This window comes from Paenibacillus sp. RC67 (assembly GCF_030020805.1).
Taxonomy (GTDB): Bacteria; Bacillota; Bacilli; order Paenibacillales; family NBRC-103111; genus Paenibacillus_S.
In genome coordinates this window covers 492561-517839 of the sequence record NZ_CP125098.1, presented here as the reverse complement: position 1 = coordinate 517839, position 25279 = coordinate 492561, and the positions used below count along the sequence as shown (strand labels likewise).

The following is a 25279-nucleotide window of genomic DNA, read 5'->3' as shown; positions in this document are numbered from 1 at the left end:
GAAGAAATGTGATGTGTCATTCCCAAACCATCGATGCTTTCACACCGGAGTACAGCGACATATGTAATCGCTTGCAAATCTATTATATCAGCACATTTCCAACATTTGTGTTGTTGTATTCGTATTAAATGTTGCTGCGCTATCCTAAGCGAAGCTTACAATATGTTGATAACTTTTACATATAATTCAAACACGCAAAAAAGAGCTGAGCATTTGCTCAACTCCTTTTTGGCTTATGATATAAACTACTGTGCGGCAAGAAATTTGCGCAACCTTAGGGTCTCAATCCCGGCTAGCAGCACAATTCCGATCCCATGAGTATCGTTTAACAACCAGGATAATTGATCCTTATAATATAATGGAGAGTAAGAATAGCCCGATCCCCGGCATACGCCGTAAATATTGCCGTACTTATCGATGCAAGTGGCGGCCAGACCGTCCCAGCCCTTAAATACTGCTTGAATGTAAGGCTCCGGATTCGTTATCCATCCAAAACGTACCGCACGAGCAAAAGCATACATGAACATGGATGTGCAGGAGGCTTCATCGTAGGATTCCGGATCAGTCAATACTTGATGCCATAAGCCCCGAACTCCCTGCAAGCGCAAATAACCTTCACACAGCTCCTGCAAGAAGCTTATCAGCTCCTCCCGAAGTCCATGATCTTCAGGCATTACCGATAACAGCTCCGTCAGCGAGAACAGCACCCAGCCGTTCCCCCTTCCCCAAGGCACACCATTGGTCTTATTGAACTTCATATCATAGACATGATGCATAATTTGCTTCTCGGGCATGAACAGCTTGCTTTTATATAGTAGAAACTGTTTCGCGGCATCATCCAAATAGGAAATATCCTTCGTCAGCTCATAGTACCTGCACAAGAATGGGGTGCTCATGTACAAGTCGTCGCACCAAATCGTATCCTTCATAAAATCGACCGTACCCCGTACCCGATATAAGCAGCCGTCATCCAGCCTGTCCTGCACGTTGGTTATGTAGTGGGCAATTTGATCTGCCGCCCCTCGCGCCCCTTGCAGCTCGCGTTCTTTATTGGCCTGCAGCATGGTAGCACCGAAAGATCCGCAATCGTCCAGACTATCAATAAGCGTCAGCTGACTGTTCAAACCCGGAGCTCCATATTGTCGGCTGTCCCAATGAGCGTATTCATTGTATGAGGTACACTGCTCTATGTGGTCGGCCACATAATCGATGTATGGATTGCAGGCCAACTCCCTGCCTGTCTGCAAAATACCGTACAGGGTGACACCGAGCGGATAATTCCATTTTCCGAACATGGTATTCTCCAAATAAGGTCTTACCCAAGTATCCGGTTGATCCGCACGCCAGTACGTTTCTTCGCCTTCCGGCCCAAATACTTTGTCGAGCCTTGCCGTATCACCCGCAGCAGGAGCAGAGGATACAGAGAATGGCCCTAAGTAAAGCCATGTATCCGTTAATCCCTCTATAGGATGTGGCGAAGTCCATTGAATAGCTCCCTCACTTAACTCCTCCCATTGAACGCCCCATTCACTCGATGTGCATGTCGACTTCACTACAAGATCGTGGGTTCCGGGTGAAAGAGATAACGGGAGTTCAAAGCTGCCGCTATCCTCACTTCCCTGATGGATAAGCTCCCCATTCATATAAAGTGCCCATGGGCCCTGATGCTTTCCTTGCAGTGTAAGCTGCTGTGGCTTATAGTCCTTGTTATGCAGCTTGGACCATGCGAAAGCCTGCTGTCCCATTGCATTTCCGAATATACGTGAGAAGCTGCCCCGATTCGAGTCCTCTTCCGACCATTGGTTACGGGGGAGCCACTGAAACCCTGTGCCCGCTTCTGTTGCTTCCGCTCGGGGCAAGCTGGAGACGGACCATCTCTCGCTTTGAGGCCCGCTGTATATCCAGCCCTCCTGCCCTTCCCTCTCGGCCGATGGTGCCAGAAAATGCAGCGGGAACCCTTTGGCAGAACCTGTACCGAATCTGGCGCCGCAACCGGTACCCGTTTTTTCAAACTCGATGACAAAGTGGTTCCAGCCCTGGGATAGCTTTGCACGGAAATCCGTCTTGAGCTCTGGGAAAACATCTTGATTGATATTGGATTGAAATTTTTTCTCTCCATTAATATAGACTCGAACAGGTCCGTAACAGCTCACCCGAAAAGGAAGATCGTTCTCCTGCTCCATCCACAATTTGCCCCAAACGTAGACGAAGCTTCCCACCGGCATATCCGGGAATTTTTCGTGCAAATTCATCTCATATCGATAGTCCGACCTTCTTAAAAATCCACCTCGATTAAAAGTGCGAAACAACGGAGCCTTCCTCGGATGAGAACCGATAAACCGGTTAGTCACCGTCGTCAACACATCCTCGATCAGTACATCAGCGCCCTTGGCTATCGACTCGCGTTCATGAAAATAGGTCATAAAGGTACCTCATCTCACCGTTAGATTTCCCCACCGGGATAAAGCGTGGAATGATACAATCTTTTGCTTTGCGGCAAAGCATGGCCTGATGCTGATACAGCCACATCGTAATTGCCTTTTGAATAAATGGAGGCCTTATCGTTATCATAGATAACGATTTGTTCATTACTTGAGCCAAGCAAATCTGCATGCGTCACATACCCGTCCGTCGGGAATTGAACGACAATGTTCATATGCCCATCATATAAAGCAGGAAGAACACCGCCGCCCCTTCTATAAGCCAATATGTAATCCAAACGGCTATCGTCCCATCGGCTTACCGTTTCAATAATAGTCAGCCATCCGTCTGTCTTCCGATCTTCCTTCCACACTTCTTGCCCTTCGGCATCGAGAAGAAACATCCCATCTTTCCCTTTGCGTTTGCCTGCTCCATCCCCTCTTACAATGCGGTCAAGTCCAGCAACCTGCAATCCGGGAAGGTCATTACGGAATTTGCCTAACGCTACATGCTGCGATTCTATAGATCCGTCATAACGCCATAGCTCTTGGCCGCGTGAATCGTACATTACCGTTACACTTCCACCGATGACCAGCTCCGGTTGTCCATCGTCGTTCACATCTCCAACCCAGATGCAATCGGCATGATCGTCCAGATCACGACAGCTCCACAGCAGCTTGCCTTGATGATCAAGCAGATCATAGCCTGCCATAACTTCATCGTATCCATCGCCATCCAGGTCGACTGGCCACGGGAAGTGACCCGGATTGCCGGTATGGGTCCACAGAAGCTCAAACTCCGAGTTCAGAGCCCACATGCGGTGATATCGATCCTTCAGGATGAGATCACTTGGTCTTTTCCCTCCCGTGAGATTGGCAATCATAATGCAGTCGTGAGCTTGCGGATCTGGAAGTTCAAAGCTCCGCTTCACTTTTCCGGTCTGTCCGTCGAGAATGTGGAACCGACCGTTCATGACGCAAAGCACCTCAAGGTGCCCATCACCATCCAAATCGTAAATTTGAGCCGGATAATCCGAGCCAGGCCCTCCCGCTTCGGTGTCAGGCGTACCTGTTTGCCACAGCAGCTTGCCCTGAAGATCAAACACCGTTATACACTGAACTTGATGGGGAATGTATCGTACATCCTGACGATGATCCGGCTGTACCATCACAATTTCCATCCTGCCGTCTCCGTCAAGATCCCCCAGCAGCATTTTGCATCGCGGACCTGCTGCACTGATATCCAACTCGCTTAATAAAAATAAATCAGCGTTTACCGCTCTCATCTTTCCCCCTGCCTTCCGTTACATCGTTTGGGTCTTTTGTTATTAGCTATGAATCATAGCGATAAAAACAAACTACCCGCTCCTTAGCTAGACGTTTCCCCTGTAATTCAGCTCCCTCCTAATCATATCCAGCTTGAACATTTATCTACAACCATACTTTTTTGCTAAAAGGACTATCTAAGCCGCCTTACACCGCATAAAGCTTGGACTTTTTTGTTTCATTAAGGCTTTTCATATAAAACCGGAGTTTGGATCATTTCTACTTCTAGACCAGCGTAATAAAATTGGGTCCTCAAGATGATCTGTCAAAAAGGTTACCTGGTGTCCGTTCGCATCAAAGCTCAAAATAAGTTAAACTGAAGGGGAGAACCAACCAACTATAACCTTCGGAGGATTCCTTATGAAGCTTATTTCTATAGAACCTACGCCAAGTCCTAATTCCATGAAACTGAATGTGGATGAAGTGCTGCCGAGAGGGGTACGGCTTACTTACAAAGCCAATCAAGCCGAGGAAGCGCCTGAACCACTCAAAGGCTTGTTAGCAATAGAGGGAGTACGCAGCGTGTTCAGAACGGCGGACTTCATTGCTCTGGACCGTACCCCTAGCGCTGACTGGGCGGCCATTCTTGCAGCGGCCAGACTGCTGCTGCTAACGGATAGCAGCGAAGGCCAGTCTGCTGAGCAAGCTGTGAGCCCGACGACCAGCTACGGGGAAGCGCAAGTACTTGTCCAGATGTACCGTGGAATTCCTATGCAGGTACGTGTCAAAACCGGAGATAGAGAAGTACGCTCTGCTTTGCCTGCTCTATTCGGCGAGGCTGTTCAGCAAGCGGCAGGCTCCTCCATGATCAGGGAACGCAAGCTGGAGGAATTCGGTGTTCGTTACGGGGAACTCGAAGAAATTGCAGCTGAAATTGTGAGTGAATTGGAAGCCTCTTATCCTCAGGAGAGGCTCGATGAGCTTGTAAAGCTGGCTAAAGAACAGGGAAGCGACTCCGGTCAGGAGAATTCATCTATAACCCGCCCGGCTCCATTGTCCTTGTCTGAGCTAGAGGAGCAGCTCCAGTCCGAGGATTGGAAGCAGCGTTATGCTGCTCTGGAGAGATTCGAACCGTCCGTCGAGGCGCTATCGGTGCTTGCTAAGGCATTGATGGATGACAATGCTTCCATCCGCCGTCTCGCGGTGGTCTACTTGGGGGATCTGCGCCAAACCGAAGCACTGCCTTATTTATTTCAGGCGCTGAAGGACTCTACAGCGGCGGTTCGCCGTACAGCTGGCGATACTTTGTCGGATCTCGGAGATCCGGCAGCGATAGGGCCTATGATTCAAGCATTAAGCGATAAGAACAAGCTCGTCCGCTGGCGCGCCGCACGCTTCCTCTACGAGGTGGGGGACGAATCAGCCATAGAAGCTCTCCGCCTAGCTTCTAACGATCCGGAGTTTGAAGTACAGCTGCAAGCCAAAATTGCACTGGAGCGAATAGAACGCGGTGAGGAAGCCGCGGGTTCTGTCTGGCAGCAAATGACGGAAAGCCGCAAGGAAGGCAAGGAATGAGCAAGAAACCCCCTGGGTAGCCCTAGGGGGTTTCTTGCTTTATTGTCTCTCCGTGCAGGAGAATACGCAGTGCCTGCTCCGGTAGCTCTCTGCGCCGCCACTCAGCGGTAAGTCGATCCAGTGCTTCTCGCGGCGTATCGTCTGCAAGGCGGAAAGCGCCATAGTGCATCGGGACGAAGATGTCCCCCTTCACATCGAGGAATGCTTGCACGGCCTCCTCAGGCGTTACGTGCTGCATCGACATGAACCATTCCGGCTCATAAGCGCCGATGGGCATAAGAGCATAGCGGATCGCGAATCGCTCGCCGATCTGGCGGAAGCCGGGGAAGTAGCCGCTATCCCCGGCAAAATAAACCGCCTCGCGCTTACCGCTCTGCTGCGCGGGCTGTATGACCCAACCGCCCCAATGGGAGCGGTTGGTGTCCCACAGCGTGCGGCGCGTCCAGTGCTGCGCCGGAACAAAATGCAGCTCAAGTCCCTCGAGCTGCACGTGCTCCCACCAGCCCAGCTCCGTTACGCTGGCAAAGCCCTTCGCCCGCAGCTTGCCGCCGAGCCCTTCGGGCACGAACAAACGTGCCGCTTTGAAGGCTCGCAGCGTGCGTAAATCCATATGGTCATAATGGCTGTGCGAGAGCAGCACGGCATCTATCGGAGGCAGCTCAGCCAAGCTCAAGCCCGGAGGAGCCAGCCTTTTGGCAAATCCCATTCGCTCGGCCCACACCGGATCGGTTAAGATATTAACCCCGCCGATCTGAATAAGGAAGGAGGAATGGCCGATCCATGTCATCGTCGTCTCCTGACGGTTGCTGCGCAAATAATCAATCTGTTTATGCTCGGCAGGAGGAACCGTAAAAGACAAATCCTTTACCTTCGCCTTCCGCTCCTTTTGCCACTGACGAAGCTCTTTGAAACCTTTTAAGTTTTTGACGCCGTTCATGTTCTCATATCGTTTCTCCGCCATGGAATCTCTCGCCCCACTCTCTGCCCTTTTACCGAACCCTCATCAGTTCTTCAATTCATCTATTTCTCATTCTACTATACCGTTTACGATGGCTCATCGCAAAAGATGCAGGTTATAGCGCGCTCAAGCCGTATTCCATAGAAGGCCTTGTTCAAGGAAGGCACACTGCCTTAGCCATGCCCATTGGCAACTATTTGTTTAAACAGATTCATGGCGATATGCAAAAAGCCTTCATCATTCGGATGTAAATAAGCATCACCGAATAAAGCCGGTAAGTGTGGAATTAGCTTCTGTCCGTCCACCACCGTTATATTCGGATACGCTTCGCCTATTTCACGCAGGATGTCACTGAGCTGCTGCAGCGTTCCCATCGGAACCTCCTTATTTTGATCAGCTCTCCAATACGGAGTTAGTACGTACATCGGAATACCGGCATATAGCTTGGCTGCTTTAGACATAAATTCAGCACAATGGTAGCGGAATAGGTCCAATGTTTCAAACCTGCCCCAATCATTGGTTCCGTAGGCGATGGTGATCAAATCCGGCTTGTACGGCAAGCTCTCATCCAGGCTGTTCGCATCGAACACATAGCCGCCAACCCCGTGGTTAAGAAGGTTCATCTCCAGCGCTCGGGATAGCAATACTGCATAAGTAGAGGACGGCTTCTTCGCATCCATCCCTTGAGTAATGGAGTCACCCAAACAAAGCAGATTGCGTCGATGAGGCTTAGCCGCCTCGATGGTTGCTCCTTCCGAGAGCTTCAGCGAATGAAACGTCAGCGTCGCATTCTGCGGCAAGTAAATCGTCCATCTTCTTTGCTCGCCAACCGGGAGCGCAGTATCCAGTTCATAAAAGACCTTTCCTTGATCTTCCTCTAAAGTGTCCGACCCCAGGCTTGCCACCATTTCATCGTTCAGCCAAATATCGAAATAGGCCCATTTACGAACCATGCTGCCCAACGTATAATTCAACTCAACAGACGTCGTGTCCGATACGAAATCGAGGCAAATGCCCGCCGGACAATGACTGCGGACATGAAATCTTTCCTCCTTGCTGTATAATTTCATTTGGCTCTCTGTGAATCGAACCGGAACCAACTCTTCTCCTGTCTGCTCAATACGCAGCGTGTTAGCAAATAATCCACGAGCGATAATAGCTTCCATTTTCATTCGTTATTCCCCCAGTATTGAATTCCTTATCAAAAAAACGGTTTTTGCATACTTATAAATTGTTTTCCATTTCAATATCTGCACACGTTAACATTATCATAGAAATATTCCAACTGTACACCTGTTACTAACGTAATAAGAAGGCCCGATATTTCAGGGATTCTCGCAAAAAGCTTGACAGCCTCATGGCTTCCTTCATCCTATAATCCACGCTTGCAATAAGAATTTTTCCGCTTCCAAGGTCTCTTGAAATTGTTTCTTGGCTGTACTTTACGCTCTCCCTTATATGCTACAATATAATGACTTATAAGCAGGTAAAAGGAAAGGAACAGAGTACAATGTCAGACGCTTCTCGCATTATCATTTTTTCCGGAGGAAATCTCGGTCCGTGGGCGCTTAGGCTTATACAGCCCGGAGACCTGCTGGTCGGAGCAGACAAAGGAGCTCTTTTCCTGCTGCAGCATGGATTTACGCCAGACCTTGCTCTTGGAGATTTCGATTCGGTTACTCCGGAGGAGGCGCTTCGAATCGAGCGTGATAGTAAGCGATTCATAACCTGCGATCCGGTGATGAAGGACTTGACCGACACCGAAATGGCCATGAACTGGGCATTAGAGCAGCAGCCGACAGAAATCGTACTGTGCGGCGTCCTTGGCACACGCTGGGACCATTCGCTGGCTAATCTCCATTTGCTGCGCAAAGGGCTGGAGGCAGGTGTCTTATGCAGCATTGTCGATGCGTATAATCGCATCACATTGACCGATAATAGACGTCCACTGCAAATTCATAATAATCAATACTCTCACGTCTCATTGCTCCCGCTGAGCCTAGATGTGACTGGGATTACACTCGAAGGATTTCAGTACCCTCTACACAACGCAACCTTGACGATAGGTCAATCTCTTGGCATCAGCAATGTGCTCATAGAACCTGTTGGGGTCATTACGATTTCATCCGGAATGCTTATTGTCATTCAGAGCAGCGATACGCCGCAATAAGCTATCAAGATAGCGCTGGCCGCTTTTACTCCTATGTACAAAAAGAACCCCTTCATGAGGGGCTGAGTCTATGAAACTTATTAATCGAAGGTAGCTGCAGGTGTCAGGTGGGGTATACCTGAGGAAGGATACCCCATCTGAATACCGCGTACGCTTACGAAGTTACATGGGTTTCTCTTGACATTCCTTGCTCCTTCACAAGGACCTCTTTTTCTACCCCATCTTACTGCTGAACCTCTCATTCTGCCCTGTCCTATCACTTGGTGTGTTACTATTTCAAGATTGTTTTAAATGACTAATTCATGGCGTTAATGAGCCGATCCGTTGGAAAGCCCAATCCGTTCAATAATTTTGCGGCTTTCCGAATTCAAACCGGTGAGCGTGACTTTTTTTCCCAGTCCGGCATATTTCTGAGTAACCTTGGTTAACGCCGTCACAGCGGAATGGTCCCATACATGAGATGCGCTCATGTCGATCACGATTTGTTCAGGGTCTGACGCATAATCAAACAGGTCCACAAAATGCATCATCGTCCCAAAAAACAGCTGTCCGGAAATTTCGTACACCTTATGTCCGTTCTCATCCGTGAAGGTGCTGCAGCGTAGACGCGCCATTTTCCAGCCGAAATGTACCGCACTCAGGATAACCCCGGAAACAACACCAATGGCCAAATCAGAGGTCGCTACAACAATGGCAACTGTCAGCACCATGACGATGGCGTCACCACGTGGAATTTTTCCAATGGTCCGAATGGAATTCCAGTCGAACGTTCCAATCGACACCATGAACATAACCCCTACAAGAGCAGCCATCGGAATCTGCTTCACGACGTCACCAAGCACCATGATGAGAAATAACAGAAAAATGCCCGCTACCAACGTAGACAGCCTCGTCCTACCACCTGATTTAACATTAATAACCGTTTGTCCGATCATCGCACAGCCTGCCATGCCGCCGAAGAAGCCTGTGACGATATTGGCAATGCCCTGACCGCGAATTTCACGGTTTTTGTTGCTCTTGGTCTCCGTCATTTCATCCACAATCGTTGCTGTCAGCAGCGTTTCCGTCATCCCGACAACAGCCAGAGCCAACGAATAAGGCAGCAATGTGAGCAGCGTACCCAGCGTTAGAGGTACTTCTGGAAGATGAAACATCGGCAGCGCTTGGCGAATATCGCCCATGTCTCCGACCGTCCGCAAGTCAGCCCCCGTTGCTATCGTAATGATCGTCATCATGATAATAGCGACTAATGCAGAAGGAACTGCCTTCGTGAGGCGCGGCAGCAAATAAATAATGGCCAACGTTCCTGCAACCATCAAATACATCCCCCATGTCGCTCCAACGAAGTTAGGAAGCTGAGCCATGAAAATAATGATAGCCAAAGCATTGACGAACCCGACTATAACCGATTGCGGGACAAAGGTAATAAAGCGTCCTACTTTGCAAGCCCCTAATATCCACTGCAGTATCCCTGTCAAAAGTGTCGCCGCAAACAAATAATCCAAGCCGTATTTCACGATAATCGGCCCCATTAAAGAAGCCATCGCTCCCGTCGCAGCGGAGATCATACCAGGCCGCCCGCCTACGATAGATATCGTCACGGCAATCGTGAAGGAAGCATACAAGCCCACCATCGGGTCTACGCCCGCCATTATGGAGAACGCGATTGCTTCCGGTATTAAGGCAAAAGCAACCGTCAACCCCGATAAAATATCATTGCGGACATTACCAAAATAGCCTTGTTTCAATCGTTCAAAAAACAAGAAAAATCCTCTCCTATTCTGTTCATCTCTCTATTGGCGCTCCACTCTCAGGATTGCCGGGGCCGATATTCACTGCCCTAGATTATAAACGGTCAGGAGGAATCTTTCACTTTCAAAATCAAGCTTGTGAGGCAATCTAGGTGCATCTTGCTTAAATAGAACCGCATTATCGTCTTTTTTCTCCGTTTTATAAGCTTCTTATTTGAACCAGCCTTTATGACGGAACCATAAAAACATGCCGACCCCGATCCCAAACATCACAGCCAACACCCCGAAATAGCCCCATGACCAGTTCAACTCCGGCATATTTTGAAAATTCATCCCGTAGATCCCGGCAATAAAGGTTAATGGCATAAATATAGTGGTTATGACCGTGAGGGTTTTCATAATATTATTCATCCGGTTGGAGTTCAAAGAGATGTAGCTGTCCCGCAAATCCGCTGTCACATCCCGGTTCGATTCCAAAATCTCCGAAAGCTTGAGCAAATGATCATAAATATCCGAAAAGAAGAACACTTGATCTTTCAAGCCCATAATTCGATCCGAGCTGATTACACGGTAAAGAAGGTCACGCATCGGAAAAATCGTACGCCGCAGCTTCAGCAGCTTGGAACGGACTTCGAACGTCTCGCTCATTAGCTTCTCGATCGATTTTTGACCTGTATTGCTTTCAAGCTCGTTGAGCTGGTCTTCGATTTGGTACACGCAGGGAAAGTATTGATCGACCAGATGATCTATCACCGTATAAGCGCAAAAAAGATGATTGATCTCCTGTACCTGTTTGGATTCCTTAATCCGCAGCCACGCTTCGTCGACCGCTTTGAGCTGAGCAAAGTGAAAGGAGACAACATAACGGTCCCCCAAAAATATATCGACCTCTTCTGCCCCCAACGTCATTTCATTAATGGCATGAAGTACGAAGAACTGAACATCTTCATAATAATCCAGCTTGGGTCTCTGCAGCAGATGAAAGCAATCCTCTATAGCGAGTGGGTGAAAATGAAAAAAATCGCTCAGCTCCTTCGCTTCCTCTTCAGTGGGACGGTCAAAATCGACCCAAAACCATCGCACGTCAGAGCGATGCAGCTCCTGCAAGGATAGCTCCTCGACCATCCCATCGCTTTCCGTAAACGCTAAGATTCGAATCAATAGCCATCACCCTTCCTTTACTATCATAATACCCATTGAGCTGTAATTTTACGGAACGGGTCAGTAGGAAAATGAGATTTTGTTTACTGCAAGTCTCAGCGATCTGTTGCCATCCCCGTCAATCCAGAATGTCATAATCCATCCTAGCCCTAGTACAAAAAATGCTCCAACCCGGTCAGGTTGAAGCACATGTCAACAGTTGAAAATTGAAGGGTTACTTTCTGCCGTAGTCGGCTTTAATTTCTCCCCACGCCTTGGTATCCCATTTCATGATCTTATTGCTGTATGTGTTGCTTCGTAACCAAGCAAGCGCCCGGTCTACCAGCGTCCATATCTCCTGTGTCGAAGCATCGCGAGCCAAGTTGGTCGCGACTTCCTTCTTGCGCACCCAACTCATCGCCGTTACCGAGTCGCTGTAGATGGTCATATTGCTGCCCTTCTGCTGCAAGTACGCCAACGCATGAACGATAGCAAGAAACTCGCCCAAATTGTTCGTGCCCTTGGCAATAGGAGGGTGTTGGAACACAACCTCTCCCGTTCGGGTGTGCACGCCCTTGTATTCGACGATGCCGGGGTTACCTCGACTTCCGACGTCAACTGAGAGGCTATCGAGGTCCGCCTCCTCTTTAACGGAGCTTCCGCCAGCAGATTTACGGCTGCCGGAAGCAGACGTTGCTGCAGTCGAACTGCCTTTAGCGTTGGCTGCCGCAAACGACGCCTTCCAGCCGCGCGATAGAGCCGTCTTGGCTTCCGCTTCGCTCTCATAAGCTTTGAAGCGCGCCTGTGGGTAGCCGTTCGTCTGTGCCTGGCATTCCGCCCAAGTATTGTATATCCCAGGCACTTTTCCTTCCCATACGACGTAATACTTTGCTTTGGCCACTACGCTACGCACCTACTATCCATTTTGATTTTTGAAAAAGTCGATAAAATATGCTCCGTATTTGAAAAACTTCGCTTCCCCCACGCCCTTGATCTTGAGCATAGCCGCCGGATTGGTCGGCTTGATGCCGCACATCTCGCGCAGCGTGCTGTCTGGAAAAACGATATACGGTGGAATGCCTTCCTTCTTGGCAATCTCCATTCGCAAGCTGCGCAGCTGATCGAACAGCTCTGTCTCCACATCACGTGCAGCCGGCTCTGTGCGGATGCGCATCTTCTGCACAACTTGCTCCTCACCCGATAGCACGGCCTGTGCTTTGGCCTGCAGTCTTAGAACCGGGTATTTGCCTTCTGTAATCAGCAAGTAGCCTTCGGCGACCAGAAGCTGTATTAAGTCAACAATCTCTTTCTCCGTACGGTCTTTCAACAAGCCGTACGTGCTGAGCTCTTGAAAGCCCATTTCCAGCACCTTCTTGCTGCGGGAGCCCTTCAGTACGGCAGCGACCATCGTCGCGCCGAAGCGCTCCTTCATCCGGCGAACGCAGGAAAATATTTTCTGCGCTTCAACCGTAATATCCGTCAGCTGTCGCTCCGTGCTGCAGCTGCTGCATCTTCCACAATCCTCACAGTCATCTCCAAAATAACGGACAATGTACCGCTGCAAGCATTGGGATGTGTGGCAATAATCTGCCATCTGCTGCAAGCGCCGATATTCCTGCGCCTGCCTTGCAGGGTCACTGATCGATTGCTCTATAAGAAACTTCTGAATATGAATATCCTGAGGACTGAATAGAAGCATGCACTCGCTTGGCTCGCCGTCACGGCCAGCACGGCCTGCCTCCTGATAATAGGCCTCCATATTTTTGGGCATATTATAATGGATAACATAACGAACGTTGGATTTATCGATTCCCATGCCAAACGCGTTGCTAGCTACAATGACGCGAACTTCGTCGTATAGGAATTGTTCCTGTGCTGCTGCACGCTCTCCATCGCTTAAGCCTGCATGGTATTTGCCTACAGGTACTCTTTGCTTGCGGAGCAGCTCATAAAGGTTGTCCACTTCCTTGCGAGTTGCGGCATACACAATACCCACTTCGTCTTGATGCTCTCGAATATAATCCAGCATCACGTCACGCTTATTCTCTCCTTTAATAACCGAGAAGGCGAGATTTTCACGAGCGAAGCCTGTTACATGCAGATCCGGCTCATGAAGCTGCAGATGCTTGACGATATCATTGCGTACTTGGTCGGTTGCTGTAGCAGTGAAAGCTGCAAGGATAGGCCTCTGCGGCAAATGCTCCACCAGCCTGCTTATGGCAAGGTAGCTTGGGCGGAAATCATGTCCCCATTGCGAAACGCAGTGGGCTTCATCTACCGCTACCATGGGAACCTCAAGCTCCGTCAGCAGGTCGATGAACCGCTCCGATTCCAGACGCTCCGGTGCCACATAGAGCAGCTTGTATTCTCCACGGCTCGCCTTGCGAATGCGCACCTCTACCTGAGCGTATGTCAGGGAACTGTTAATGTAGGTTGCCGGAATGCCGATACTGTCCAATCCGTCTACCTGGTCTTTCATAAGAGAGATCAGCGGAGAAACGACGATCGTCGTACCCTGCATCAGCATCGCAGGCACCTGATAGCAGATCGACTTTCCTCCTCCGGTTGGCATAATCCCTAGCGTATCCTGCTTGTCCAATATGCTGTGAATAACTTTTTTCTGACCGTCCCTAAATGTTCCGTAACCATAATATGATTTGAGCACTCTTTCAGCCCGTTCCATCATGCCTGCCAAACTGCGCTCCTCCTTTATGCCCTTACCTGATATCGAAGGGAAGGATGGCTCCTTAATCCCTGTTCCCTTGCCGACATCAAACTTGTTCCATTACTTTGCTATATCTATATTGTCATCCCTAGGGGCGCATACATCAAGCCTTTTTTCATAAAGCACCCGATCGATTTACGCCTTTGGATGCTTTGATTCTTCAATCGTCCATTCCGCTATTCGAGAAACGAACGGCTCCCCGTCCCACAGCACTTCCGTAACCGCCCTGCGGCTTTGCATTTCAGGCTCCTCTAGCAGAATAAAGAAATTTTTCGTAGGCAGCTCACCCAGATGGTGCTTAGCAGACAATCGATCCAGAAAAGGACGCATATCCTCATGCGCTCCCGACATATTGCCTCCATTTTGAGAGAATGCATAGAGTGCACTCGCCGCTGGTACCCGTTTTACCCGTCCGTGCTCAGATGCCCTTAAGAAAAAATCCCAGTCCCAGTAGTGGTACATCTCTGCATCGAACAAACCAATCCTGTCATGCAAGCTTCTTCGATATAGACATCCCGATGAAACGAACGTAGAGAAACTACGCATGGCCTCCAGATCATGCTCATAAGCAAACACGAAACGCTTCGTCGCTCGTCGCGTTACTCCCTCAAGCACATACTCGAAAATTTCCACATCAGAATACACCATATCCGCATCCGTTATAGCCGCTAGCATCCGCTCCACATGCGTTGGCAGGAGCAGATCATCGTCGTCACATAGTAACACATATTCACCACGAGCATACGAAAGACCCCTATTTCTCGCCTGAACGTGCCTGACGTTCTTCTCTAGATCGACAATCGTCAAATCCAGCTCCGGATACAGTTCTTCTACAAGACGAACCGACTCTCCGGCATCGTTCACGAGTATAATTTGCAGAGCACGGTAAGTTTGCCTGTACAACGATTCCACAAGCTCGCATACACTATTGAGCCGATTGTATGTTGGAATAATAACTGAAACGAGCGGTTGCTCCATTTGCCGGTTCGCCTCCCTCATTTACCTGTCGTTCCCTAATGCTTCTTTGTTCAAAAGCTGTTATTGTCAAGATACCAAAAAAAACGCCAGAGGGAAACTGCCGCAATACCCTTTTCCATTTTTCTTTAATTCATAGCTTTTATACCAATTTACGATTTTGGACTCATTTGGTAAAAGGATTTCCGCTTTAAATGTGGAAGTCCTATTAATGCGAAACTGAACCTTCATACAAATAATCGGGATTAGAACCTAATAATCGACGAATGTTCCGAATCCATATAGAGACCTATGAAAAATACAACTAGAGCCAGGAGGTATGTTTCCATGTCTTGGTTAACGAAAACAAGGTTTTCTCACCTTGCCCTGTTCGTGTCCATGCTGCTGCCTTTCGATTTTCCGATTTTGGCAAACGCTCAAGAGGCACCGCCGGTTCAAGTCTACCTGCAACAGGATAAAATGAATTGGGAGCAGCAGCCTTATATCGAAAATGGCAGCACTATGGTACCAATGCGTGCCTTGTTTGAAAAGCTCGGCTTCACGGTAACTTGGGAGCAAAGCACTCAAACCGCATCCGCCAAAAAAGGAGATCTCACACTAACATTAACCATTAACAAAGGGACGGCTTCCGTCAATCGGAATCAGTACAATTTGGAAGTATCGCCTAAAATAAAAGATGGCAGCACCTTTATCCCGCTGCGGTTCGTGAGTGAAGCCGCCGGTGCCGATGTCACCTGGAATGAAGCAACGCGTACGGTCAATATTGGATTCCCAACCGCGAATCCGGAGCAGCAAATCCGCAAGCTGATTGATAACATGGCGCAAAGCAGCAGCTTTACCCAGACCGCTATGTCTATCACGGAAGCAGACGGAATCAAGAAGAACGAATTAAACGTTGTCAATGTTGCCATGGACGCTAACGGCGCTGCTGCTAACGTCACATTCGATGCAAGCTTCACCGTCTCCAAAGCTGTAAAAAACAGCGGCGGCATTACCATCTCTCCGACGGAATCCGTCGTGTACCAATTCAAATGTCAAGTGTACAAAGACTCCGCAGGTCAATGGCTGTTGAGTTCTTCAACGTCAGGGATGACTTATGAATTAAAGGATAAAAAGCCTTTTATGGACGCTCAGTAGCCATAATTTATAAAAGGTCCTCGGGATATCGCCGGGGACCTTTTGTTTTGCAGAGTGTTACCAGTGTGAGTCTTCTGAAAACATCATAGCATTGCCCAAACGTAGTAAAAAAGAGTAGTTACTCATACGCAATTGGGTTTCCCATCATATACATCCACGGCTTGGTTACTTTCACTACAATATATTTAGGGTCCACGACCTGATTTAACAGCTTCATGTTCTTATCCATCGTGTCTGGTATGTTCACTTCGATTGACGTGTTGTATCATACCCTTCCACTATTCCGACGAACAATTTCCCCGCAGCACTATCCATATAGGTACCGGCGAAGCCAGGCAGCTTCCCCCCTATTGCCGCGTCTCGAACCTGTTCTCCTAGTTGGCTTGCGTAGCTTCGCTTCTCCTCTAAATCCTTCTCTATTAAGGTTTCAATAGGTTTATTAGAATTTCTTCGTTCCTCCTGAGTCCAACCTTCTTGAAGCCAATTATAGAGAAACGGCGATTTATACCTTTCCCGCTTATAATTGGGCGTCGTTACAAGGATTTCACCTTTAACCAGACCACATTGCCTCAATACACTCCCGTCTTTATTGGAATGCTGCTCGCAGCGGTACGCCGGCTCAACCACAATCATTCGGTTATTGGTTAGCTTAAATTCCAATACGTTAGGATAGCCATGCCTGCCAAAATGTGTTGGACCGTCTACCGCCACTGACTTATTTAACCAATCCGTTATTTTCTGAATGACAGCTCTTTCTTTTGGGTCTGTTATGTTAAAGGGTTCGGGCTTCTCCGTGGACGGAAGTCCTCCGGCTATGGCAACAGCAGTGACTTCGGCTGTCCCGATGAAAGGAATCAAGTAGGAAGTCCCCGTAAGCACAACCATCATAGACCATAGCACTACACATTTAACGATATAAAATAAGCGCGCCCTCTTCATCACAGCCGCTGCAGCCTCCGATTACACAAATTGGAGTTCTCTTCGTCAAATAGACGCAGCGAAATGGAATCAAGTTCCATAGGGTAACGAAAAAATTTTATCCCAAATCAAATAACCCGCGGCAGCGAAGCAGCGAGTTATTGAACCTAAACGTCCTATATAGTTAACCTAGCTAATATAAGCCAAGCCTTATTAAGCCTCTTTTGTTTTGGTAGATGTGTAGTACACTGCTGCAGCTGCTATTCCTGCGTATAAGACTAGCGGAGCATGAAGTAAGGAAGCTGTAATAGCGGAGGCACTCAATAAAGTCAGTGAAAGGAGAATACGGGCTGGTTGGGTCGGCTTCTGATCGTCCCAATAGGTTAACGAATCGATTAAATAGCCGTTATCAGCCAGCTCCTCGCCGCAGTGCACGCAAGTAAACTTGTAAGCCGAACAGGATTCCGAGCAATGAGGACAATGCTTCTGCTTCATAGAATGGTTCCCTCCGTTCCACACTGTTAATTCATAGTTATTATATAGGAATTATAGATTATATGCTATATCTTTTTGCAAAAAAATCGGCTCTCAAGCACAGTATCCTGCACTCGAGAGCCGAAATCCTACAATGATGAAATTTACATTGGAAGCAACCCGACTTGTTCACGCTGCTTTAATTGAGCAACCATCTCATACCATGCGGCTGGTTTATTCGGTAGTACCGTATAGTACCGCTCCAGAAACCCGCTGATCAGGCTAGCAGGAATCGATTCTACGGAATCGGCATCCTCGCCGAACGGCATAAACCCTAAGTCCAGCTCCTGCACAGCAGCCCCATCATTATGCCATGACGGATGCACGTAGGCTAGATCCAGCCTGCGATAACCGAGATGGGCAAGCACTTCGCGGCGGACAAACGGATTCATCGGCTTCACACCGCCAAACCCGTGATCCTCAGCCAAGTACGGATTGTAGATCTCGGCAAACATGCCGATCAGCTTACCGCCATGCTGTCGGACAAGCGACAGCAAATCCTGTGTCCGGTGCTTAACCAGGAAAGGTCCGATACCCAGCCCTTCACGTCCAATGATCGTGAAATCGGTCATAGCTACCTGCATATCCTCATAATAGCGGTACTCGGTAGCACCAACGACTTGTCCTTCATGAATCGCTACGAACACCCGAATGCCTTCGTCCTGAAGCGGCTCCTCCCATAAGGAGAATTCCAGTACTTCCTCCGGCGGAAATACGGTTTGCATCAGCTCGTGCATCTGCTTAAAATACGGATCCGCAATATTTGTAATACGATGATATTCCATGTTCCCCACTCCCATCTTCAAAGCTTACAGCTAGTATAACAAGGGAAAAGGGGCATTTCCAAATTTCCTATGGGGGAAAAAAGAACCTGACGGAATATGCCGTCAGGTGGTGTGTTGTGAAGCCGATGAAGACGAACATTTGCTGCGGTACTCCGGGTGAGATATGCCCCTCCAGCCGCTGTTGTTCTTGGGAAATTTTCAATACATTCGCTTTAAAGCGGAGATTTCCCAAGGACAAAGGCGGGCGCTCTCGCTCCTCCGAGGCATACCCCACCTACGATATAGCAAATGCTCAAAAACTGGCTTCTCGACAGACAAAGAACCTGACGAAAACAAACCGTCAGGTTCTTTGTTCATTATTCCTCTACTAATAGAGGCACGACCTTGCCGCGGTTGACATCAATGAGGCCGTAATCGGTTATTTTCAAAGCCGGACTAACCGGTAAGGAATGCGTGCTGATCGACATAATCGGATTGTAATGGTTATATCCGAGCTGCTCCATCGCTTCGCGAAGCTGCTGCACCTCTGCAGCCGTCTTCTCCAAAGGCTCCTCGGTCAGAATGCCTCCGACCGGCAAATGCAGGCTCGCCAGCACTTGACCGTTCTCCACGACGCAGAAGCCGCCTTGATTGCGAATGACTTCATTGGCCGCCAGCATCATGTCGGCACGGCTGTGCCCGACAACCAGCAGATTGTGGTTGTCGTGGGAATACGTCGTCGCAATCGCGCCGCGTTGAATCGTATCGCCGCCGATCAAGCCGTAAGCTCGGCCCCCGGTCTTGCCATAGCGATCAAAGGTCGCGATCAAGCCGTACTCGCTCTCTTCCCAGCGCACTTCTCCTTCGCTTACAGCAACCTCTCCATGATGCTCCTCCGTAAAGGTAGAACCATTCTTTACAAGCATCACTCTGCCTTTGTAAGCTCCGTCCTTAGCCTCCGTACGGATAGCGAAATCCGCTTTCGTCAAGAGCGGAAGCTTCACACTTTGGTAAAAATGAGCAGGAAACGGATGACGATGACCTTGCGGTTTGTACTCCTGCTGCGCATCATACACCTTGCGTCCGCCTTTATATACTTGACCAATGGTCAATTGTTCCAGATCGGACACGAGCGAGAAGTCCGCAATCTTGCCCGGTGCTACCGCTCCACGATCGCTCAGCTTCATCCTGCGCGCAGGCGTGAAGGTTGCGGCATAGATCGCTTTCTCTGGTGCCATCCCCATCTGGATTGCTTTGCGTACGATATGGTTCAAATGTCCACGGCGCTGGAACGAATCTGGCATGACATCGTCGGTTACAAAGCAGAAATGCTCCGCAACATCCCGTTCGTTCAAATATTGCATGACCTCTTCGGTCATGGATTTCTCTTGAATTTCAATAAACATGCCCGCTGCAATTCGGGCTTCCATGCCTTCAATCGATTGATGCGTATGATCGGAATCGATTCCCGCATAGATGATCCTCTGCAAATCAAGGTCCAGCAGCTTAGGCACATGGCCCTCGATGACTAGCTTCGGATACTTCGAGCGGATATGATTCAATATCCGGTTTGTCTTGCAATCCGGATCATTAATGACGTCGACATAGTTCATAATCTCGCCCAAGCAGGCGATCGTCTCCGATTCCATCAACGCATCCATATCCTCTATTTCCATTGCTCCACCTGTTGTCTCCATCGACGTTGCGGGTACAGAGCTTGGAATGGCATAGATCATGTCCGCCACGCATTGCTCGCTGGCCCGAATCATCTCAGTGACACCTTGCAGACCGAATACGTTAGCCATCTCGTGCGGCTCCGGCACAATGGTCGTCACACCGTTACGGATCAAGCCGTAAGAGAATGTCTCCGGCGTAACCATCGTGCTTTCGATGTGCAAGTGAATGTCCACGAGACCAGGGATCATATATTGTCCCTGTCCATCGATAACTTGAGCGGCTTCGAAGCTGTCTTCTCCCCGGTCGCCGATGTATAAGAATTTGCCGTCAAGCACGGCGGCATTGCCTTGAATGAATGTTTTGAAGTAACTGTTATATATGTTCACGTTCTTGATGTATAAATCGACTCGCATGCCTGTACCTCCCAAGTAGCACGTTACTCCACTAATACCAATTTTTCAGCAGGGAACAGCAGGCGAACCTCCCGGCCGTTGACATAAGGAAGCTCCATTTCTTTGTTGACCGTAAAGTCACCGAGCGCTGTTTCCACGACATACTGATAGCTTCTGCCCAGGAACGTGCTGACCTTCACACGTCCGGGGAGACGGTTCGTTCCTTCTCCCGACAGCTCGTCTGCCGTACCCATAACGACGTCATCCGGACGAATGGCGCCCTTGAGGCTTCCGTTAGCGTTCGTCCCCAAGTTCTTAGCTACGCGGAATACCAGGTCATTGACCTTCAGCTCGACCTCTCCGCCCAGCTCCTGGCGTTCATTGAAGTGAATAAAATTATTAAATCCAATAAACCGAGCGACGAACTCCGTCTTCGGATATTTGAAGATCGTGGCTGGACTATCAAGCTGCTCGATAATCCCTTTGTTCATAATCGCCACCTGATCCGAGATCGAGAAGCATTCCTCTTGATCATGAGAGACATAAACGGTTGTAATGCCCAGCTCCTGCTGAATACGGCGAATTTCCACACGCATGTTAATTCTCAGATTCGCGTCCAGGTTGCTGAGCGGCTCATCGAAGAGCAGCAGGTCAGGCTCAATGACAAGCGCACGAGCGATGGCTACACGCTGCTTCTGCCCACCGGACAGCGCTTTGGGGAACCGTTTCTCGAAGCCTGCCAAACTGACGACTTCCAGAATGTTTTTCACTCTTTTTGCAACTTCCGACTCGTTTACTTTTCTCAATCTCAGACCAAATGCTACATTATCGTACACCGATAAATGCGGGAACAGCGCATAGCTCTGAAACACGAAGCCGAAGTTCCGTTTGTTAACCGGTACTCGCGTATAATCTTTGCCGCCCAGCATGAATTTGCCGTCTTTGGCTTCCAAAAAACCGGCGATAAGCCGTAGTGTCGTCGTTTTACCGCAGCCGCTCGGGCCGAGCAGCGAAATGAGCTTACCTTTTTCAATATTCAGGTTGAAATCCTTCAATATCACATTTTGCTCATAGGCAACCGATACGTTTTCCAAGGATAGCAATGCCATGGATTAAATCCCCCGTTATCGTTTTGTAAAGTAGGACAATCCCATAATGCGTTCGATAATGAACATTAGGACCGCCGTAAAAATCATAAGCAGCACCGAAATCGCAGCAATCGTCGGGTCAAAATGGTTCTCAACATAGGTCAGCATTTGGATAGGCAGCGTACTGACTCCCGGACCTGTCATGAAGACGGAAATATCCACGTTATTGAACGATTCCAAGAAGGCGATCAGCACCGCGGCAATAATCCCCGACTTGATGTTCGGCAGCACCACCTTGAAGAAGGTCGCCAGATGCCCTGCTCCCAAGCTCAAAGCCGCCTCCTCGATCGAGAAATCGAAGTTAGACAAGCTGGAAGCGATGACTCGGATAATGAACGGCAGCATGATAACCGTATGACCGAACAGCAGAGAAAGGTAAATCGGCAAATGATACATAATGATGAGATACTTCAGCATCGTAAAGCCAAGCACGATACCCGGAATCAGTACCGGCGAAATAAATACGGCATTCAGCGTATCCTTGCCCTTGAACTGGAACCGGCTTAAAGCGTAAGCGGCCGGAACCCCTAGAATAAGCGCAAATACATTGCCAAGCAGCGAAACGAATATGGACGTTTTGAACGTCTCCATGAACATTTTCACTTTGAAAATATTTTCATACCATTTGAATGAGAAGCCTTGCGGCGGAAATTTCAGTACCGTTCCCGGGTCAAACGAGGCGGCAGCAATAATAATGAGAGGACCCAGCAAAAATGCGTAGACCAGAAGCGTAAACAGGCCAAGCCCTCGATTTTTCTCCTGCATACGGATCTACTCCTTCGGATTGAATTTATTCGCCAGTTTATTCATAATTCCAATAACTACAAACGTGATCGCAATCATGATCGTAGCGACGACAGAAGCCAAATACCAGTCGTTTAATGTAATCGCATTTTGGTACAAGAAGGTCGAGATAACCTTCTGCTTGCCTCCAAGCAAAGCCGGTGTCGTATAAGCCGTCAAGCTGCCGACGAACACCAGAATACTGCCGATAATCAAGCCCGGAATACTGAGCGGTACTATCACCTTACGAAAAGCGGTAAACCGGGGCGCCCCCCAGACTCTCCGCGGCTTTGATCAAGTCAGGATCGATATTCTCCATAACTCCTACAAGCGTAATGATAATGAGCGGCAGGAATAAGTGAATAAGACCGATCATCATCGCTACTGGCGTGTACAAAATGTCCAACGGCTCTTGAATGATTCCAAGCCCAATCAAGGCATTGTTCAGCAATCCTTTTTTCCCGAGAACGATCATCCAGCTGAAGGAACGAACGACAGAGCTTGTAAGCAGCGGGAAAATAGCAAGCGCGAGCAAGATACCCTTTTTTCTCAAGCTTTGCTTGGAAATGTAATAGGACACCGGAAAGCCTAGCAGAATACATAGCAGTGTGGTTACTACGCTGACTTCCAGAGTCGTCCATAATATTTTCAGAAAATACGGGTCTTTAAAGAAATGAAGATACCCTTCCAGTGTGAAATGGCCCTCTTGAAAAAAGTGGACCCTATCGTCATTACAATCGGGATCAGCATAAAAAACAGCAAAAACAGAAATCCCGGCAGCAGTAATACATAGTAGTACGTTTTCTTCATGTAGCTATGGCTCCTGTTCTTGTAAGGCTAGGCTTTTAGCGATTGCGTAAATAGCTGTAAAAAAGCTTCGGTATCGACATCCACGCAAACGTCCATATTAGCCTGCTTCGACAAGCGGTTTTGAAAATCGCAGACGGTTTGTCCATCGCACAGGTCGCTGCGGGTCTCGACATCTACATAATAGCGACGAGTCGTTACGATATCGGGGTTCAAAGCTACGCCTACGGCGAGCGGATCATGCATAACACAGGCGTGAATGCCATTGCGCTCATAGTAGCGCTTCATATAATCCAAGGTGCTCTCCCTAACGTATTGAGCAATAGGCGTATCCCCAAGCTGCCGCATATGTTCCTCAGTGAGAAGAGCCTTACGCGTCACATCAAGCCCTACCAGCGTCAGCGACGGGAACCCGGCATGAAACACGATTTTGGCTGCCTCGGGATCTACGTACATGTTGTACTCCGCCGTAGGCGTCACATTGCCGTAGCTGCTGACAACTCCACCCATCACAACGACCTCCTTGAGGAGATCGACCAGCTCGGGAGCTTGACGTACTGCCAAAGCGACATTCGTAAGCGGTCCGGTTGCGACGAGGGTCAGCTCGCCTGGATAGCGTCGCGCAGTCTCGATGATGACATCCGGCGCAAAGCCGTGGGAAGCCGTCTTGTGCACGGACATGTCGGTTAGAGCGCCGCCAATGCCGTCTTGTCCATGGACGCGGTGCTCGAAGAAGGAGTCCCTCAGGAGCGGACGGTCTGCTCCCTTATAGACCGGAATCGAATCCTCACAGCCCAATAGCTGCAATATTTTGCATGTGTTCAAGGTTGCCTGATCCCGCGATACGTTGCCGTTCACCGTCGTAATCCCTAGAACATCGAACTGACCGCTGCGAACCGCCAACAGAATACCGAGCGCATCATCGACTCCTGTATCTACATCAAGAATGACTTTTTTCCTCATTGTGGCCCTCCTTAGGAGAAAAAATGAGGGTACATGCCATGATCATGTCATATCCCCCTCACTGAACTGCTTTCTATTCCTGCTTATTGTGTTACTTCTTTATTGAAACGGTCGATCCATTTTTTAAGGTTTTGGTTCACGAATTTCATATCGAGCTTGCGAAGCTTAGCTACTACATCTGCCCCGTAAGTAATGCCTTGAGCCTCTTCAGGCGTCAACGTCAACGTTTTATTAACCGGCGAGTCAATGTGTGCTTTGGCCGATTTCTCTTGCGCTTCCTTGCTCAAGTGCCAGTTGATGAAGTCTTCAGCCAATTGCTTGTTCTTGCTGCCTTTAACGACGTTAATTGTATTCATGACTGCGTAAGCACCTTCCGTCGGCGTTACGAATTTCACATCCGGGGAAGCGGCTTTCAAATCTTTGACATACATTTCCATGATCGGACCGGCAGCAATTTCGCCTTGTGCCAGCATGTTCACGTATTCGGATGTTTGACCGTAGTATTTCACGACGGATTTATTCAGCTCTTTCAATTTCGCAAAGGCTTGGTCTTCATTAAACGTGCTGCTGCCAGCTACGAGAGATGCCGCATCGACGATCATCGGGCCGCTTGTTGCCGTAATGTTAGGCATAGTCAGCTTTTTCGCCAATTCAGGACTCCACAGGTCAGCCCAGGATTTAACCTCTTTACCGCCAAGTGCTTTCGGGTTGTAAGCAATCCCTAGTTGGCCGATTGTATAGGCAGGACCGTAGTCTTCACCAAGTGGAGCTTTAGCCACATCATAGATGTTGTTCAGGTTCGGTATACGGCTGCGGTCGATTTTCTCGAATAGTCCCGCTTCAATAGCTTGTTGAGCATAATAATCGGATAAGTACATGATATCGACGTTAGAGCTGCCTTGCTTAACCTTGTTCAAACGCTCGGCGTTGTTACCGATTTCGAGGACGATTTTGACATTATGCTGCTTCTCGAACGGTTCATAAATTTCTTTGCGGAAGAAGTCTTCGGAGAAGCCCCAAGTGGAGATAACCAGCTGTGTCGGTGCTCCTTTATCTGCTCCCTTGTCTGTTGCTGCTCCTCCTTGTTCTTTCGGCGCGCCGCATCCGGTAAGAGCCAGTCCCAGAACAGAAAGTGAAAGTACACCTTGAACCCATCTTTTTTGCATCGTCATTGAC

General features: G+C 48.9%; 21 protein-coding genes and 1 pseudogene. 3 read left to right on the top strand and 19 right to left on the bottom strand.

The window, feature by feature from the left end; genetic code table 11:
- Window positions 1–245: 245 nt before the first annotated feature.
- Together QMA13_RS02355 and QMA13_RS02350 are read right to left on the bottom strand one after the other, a co-directional pair.
- Entirely contained in the window at window positions 246–2423 is a 2178-nt protein-coding gene (locus tag QMA13_RS02355) for a glycoside hydrolase family 88/105 protein (protein WP_282939284.1), read from the bottom strand.
- Window positions 2424–2443: 20 nt separating this feature from the next.
- The gene (locus QMA13_RS02350; RefSeq protein WP_282939283.1) at window positions 2444–3706 is read right to left on the bottom strand and encodes an FG-GAP-like repeat-containing protein; all 1263 of its coding nucleotides are present in this window, start codon (window positions 3704–3706) and stop codon (window positions 2444–2446) included.
- Window positions 3707–4106: 400 nt separating this feature from the next.
- Here QMA13_RS02350 and QMA13_RS02345 point away from each other — a divergent pair, with 400 nt between their 5' ends.
- Entirely contained in the window at window positions 4107–5261 is a 1155-nt protein-coding gene (locus QMA13_RS02345) for a virulence factor (RefSeq protein ID WP_282939281.1), read from the top strand.
- A 22-nt stretch (window positions 5262–5283) separates the two neighbouring features.
- On the opposite strand, the gene QMA13_RS02340 is transcribed toward QMA13_RS02345, so the two are convergent.
- Together QMA13_RS02340 and QMA13_RS02335 are read right to left on the bottom strand one after the other, a co-directional pair.
- On the bottom strand, window positions 5284–6222 hold the full coding sequence (locus tag QMA13_RS02340; RefSeq protein WP_282939280.1) for an MBL fold metallo-hydrolase: 939 nt from the start codon (window positions 6220–6222) through the stop codon (window positions 5284–5286).
- A gap of 170 nt (window positions 6223–6392) precedes the next feature.
- Window positions 6393–7391 (bottom strand): SGNH/GDSL hydrolase family protein, encoded by a 999-nt coding sequence (locus QMA13_RS02335; protein ID WP_282939278.1) that lies wholly within the window; start codon window positions 7389–7391, stop codon window positions 6393–6395.
- A gap of 338 nt (window positions 7392–7729) precedes the next feature.
- Between QMA13_RS02335 and QMA13_RS02330 the strand changes: the two genes are divergently transcribed.
- Window positions 7730–8389 (top strand): thiamine diphosphokinase, encoded by a 660-nt coding sequence (locus QMA13_RS02330; RefSeq protein WP_282939277.1) that lies wholly within the window; start codon window positions 7730–7732, stop codon window positions 8387–8389.
- 308 nt (window positions 8390–8697) lie between these two features.
- Here QMA13_RS02330 and QMA13_RS02325 read toward each other — a convergent pair whose 3' ends face one another.
- From QMA13_RS02325 to QMA13_RS02305, 5 genes are all read right to left on the bottom strand, one after another.
- Window positions 8698–10152 (bottom strand): SulP family inorganic anion transporter, encoded by a 1455-nt coding sequence (locus QMA13_RS02325; RefSeq protein ID WP_282939276.1) that lies wholly within the window; start codon window positions 10150–10152, stop codon window positions 8698–8700.
- Window positions 10153–10350: 198 nt separating this feature from the next.
- Window positions 10351–11301 carry a magnesium/cobalt transporter CorA gene (corA, locus tag QMA13_RS02320; RefSeq protein ID WP_282939275.1) on the bottom strand — a complete coding sequence of 317 codons (951 nt, stop codon included), beginning with the start codon at window positions 11299–11301 and terminating at the stop codon, window positions 10351–10353.
- 214 nt (window positions 11302–11515) lie between these two features.
- Complete coding sequence (gene rnhA / locus QMA13_RS02315; protein ID WP_282939274.1) at window positions 11516–12181, bottom strand: ribonuclease H; 666 nt, start codon at window positions 12179–12181, stop codon at window positions 11516–11518.
- A gap of 15 nt (window positions 12182–12196) precedes the next feature.
- Window positions 12197–13966, bottom strand: a complete 1770-nt coding sequence (gene recQ, locus QMA13_RS02310) for a DNA helicase RecQ (RefSeq protein ID WP_282943215.1) — start codon at window positions 13964–13966, stop codon at window positions 12197–12199.
- 174 nt (window positions 13967–14140) lie between these two features.
- Window positions 14141–14983, bottom strand: coding sequence for a glycosyltransferase family 2 protein (locus QMA13_RS02305; RefSeq protein ID WP_282939273.1), 843 nt, complete (start codon window positions 14981–14983; stop codon window positions 14141–14143).
- Between the two features lie 324 nt (window positions 14984–15307).
- On the opposite strand from QMA13_RS02305, the gene QMA13_RS02300 reads away from it, so the two are divergent.
- Complete coding sequence (locus tag QMA13_RS02300) at window positions 15308–16117, top strand: copper amine oxidase N-terminal domain-containing protein (protein ID WP_282939272.1); 810 nt, start codon at window positions 15308–15310, stop codon at window positions 16115–16117.
- Between the two features lie 118 nt (window positions 16118–16235).
- On the opposite strand, the gene QMA13_RS02295 is transcribed toward QMA13_RS02300, so the two are convergent.
- From QMA13_RS02295 to QMA13_RS02250, 10 genes and pseudogenes are all read right to left on the bottom strand, one after another.
- Window positions 16236–16364 carry a hypothetical protein gene (locus QMA13_RS02295; protein WP_282939270.1) on the bottom strand — a complete coding sequence of 43 codons (129 nt, stop codon included), beginning with the start codon at window positions 16362–16364 and terminating at the stop codon, window positions 16236–16238.
- Window positions 16361–17059, bottom strand: coding sequence for a hypothetical protein (locus tag QMA13_RS02290; RefSeq protein WP_282939269.1), 699 nt, complete (start codon window positions 17057–17059; stop codon window positions 16361–16363). Before QMA13_RS02290 ends, QMA13_RS02295 begins: the two co-directional genes overlap by 4 nt.
- Window positions 17060–17248: 189 nt before the next feature.
- Window positions 17249–17530 carry a hypothetical protein gene (locus QMA13_RS02285; protein ID WP_282939268.1) on the bottom strand — a complete coding sequence of 94 codons (282 nt, stop codon included), beginning with the start codon at window positions 17528–17530 and terminating at the stop codon, window positions 17249–17251.
- A gap of 143 nt (window positions 17531–17673) precedes the next feature.
- Window positions 17674–18354, bottom strand: coding sequence for a GNAT family N-acetyltransferase (locus QMA13_RS02280; RefSeq protein WP_282939267.1), 681 nt, complete (start codon window positions 18352–18354; stop codon window positions 17674–17676).
- A gap of 356 nt (window positions 18355–18710) precedes the next feature.
- Window positions 18711–20423, bottom strand: a complete 1713-nt coding sequence (locus tag QMA13_RS02275; RefSeq protein WP_282939266.1) for an adenine deaminase — start codon at window positions 20421–20423, stop codon at window positions 18711–18713.
- A gap of 23 nt (window positions 20424–20446) precedes the next feature.
- Window positions 20447–21511 carry an ABC transporter ATP-binding protein gene (locus QMA13_RS02270; protein ID WP_282939264.1) on the bottom strand — a complete coding sequence of 355 codons (1065 nt, stop codon included), beginning with the start codon at window positions 21509–21511 and terminating at the stop codon, window positions 20447–20449.
- Window positions 21512–21526: 15 nt separating this feature from the next.
- Window positions 21527–22315: an ABC transporter permease gene (locus QMA13_RS02265; RefSeq protein ID WP_282939262.1), complete on the bottom strand. Its 789-nt coding sequence runs from the start codon at window positions 22313–22315 to the stop codon at window positions 21527–21529.
- A 6-nt stretch (window positions 22316–22321) separates the two neighbouring features.
- Window positions 22322–23143: pseudogene (locus QMA13_RS02260) on the bottom strand (ABC transporter permease).
- A gap of 27 nt (window positions 23144–23170) precedes the next feature.
- Window positions 23171–24103, bottom strand: coding sequence for a nucleoside hydrolase (locus QMA13_RS02255; protein ID WP_282939261.1), 933 nt, complete (start codon window positions 24101–24103; stop codon window positions 23171–23173).
- Between the two features lie 83 nt (window positions 24104–24186).
- Complete coding sequence (locus QMA13_RS02250) at window positions 24187–25269, bottom strand: ABC transporter substrate-binding protein (RefSeq protein WP_282939259.1); 1083 nt, start codon at window positions 25267–25269, stop codon at window positions 24187–24189.
- Between the last annotated feature and the right edge of the window lie 10 nt (window positions 25270–25279).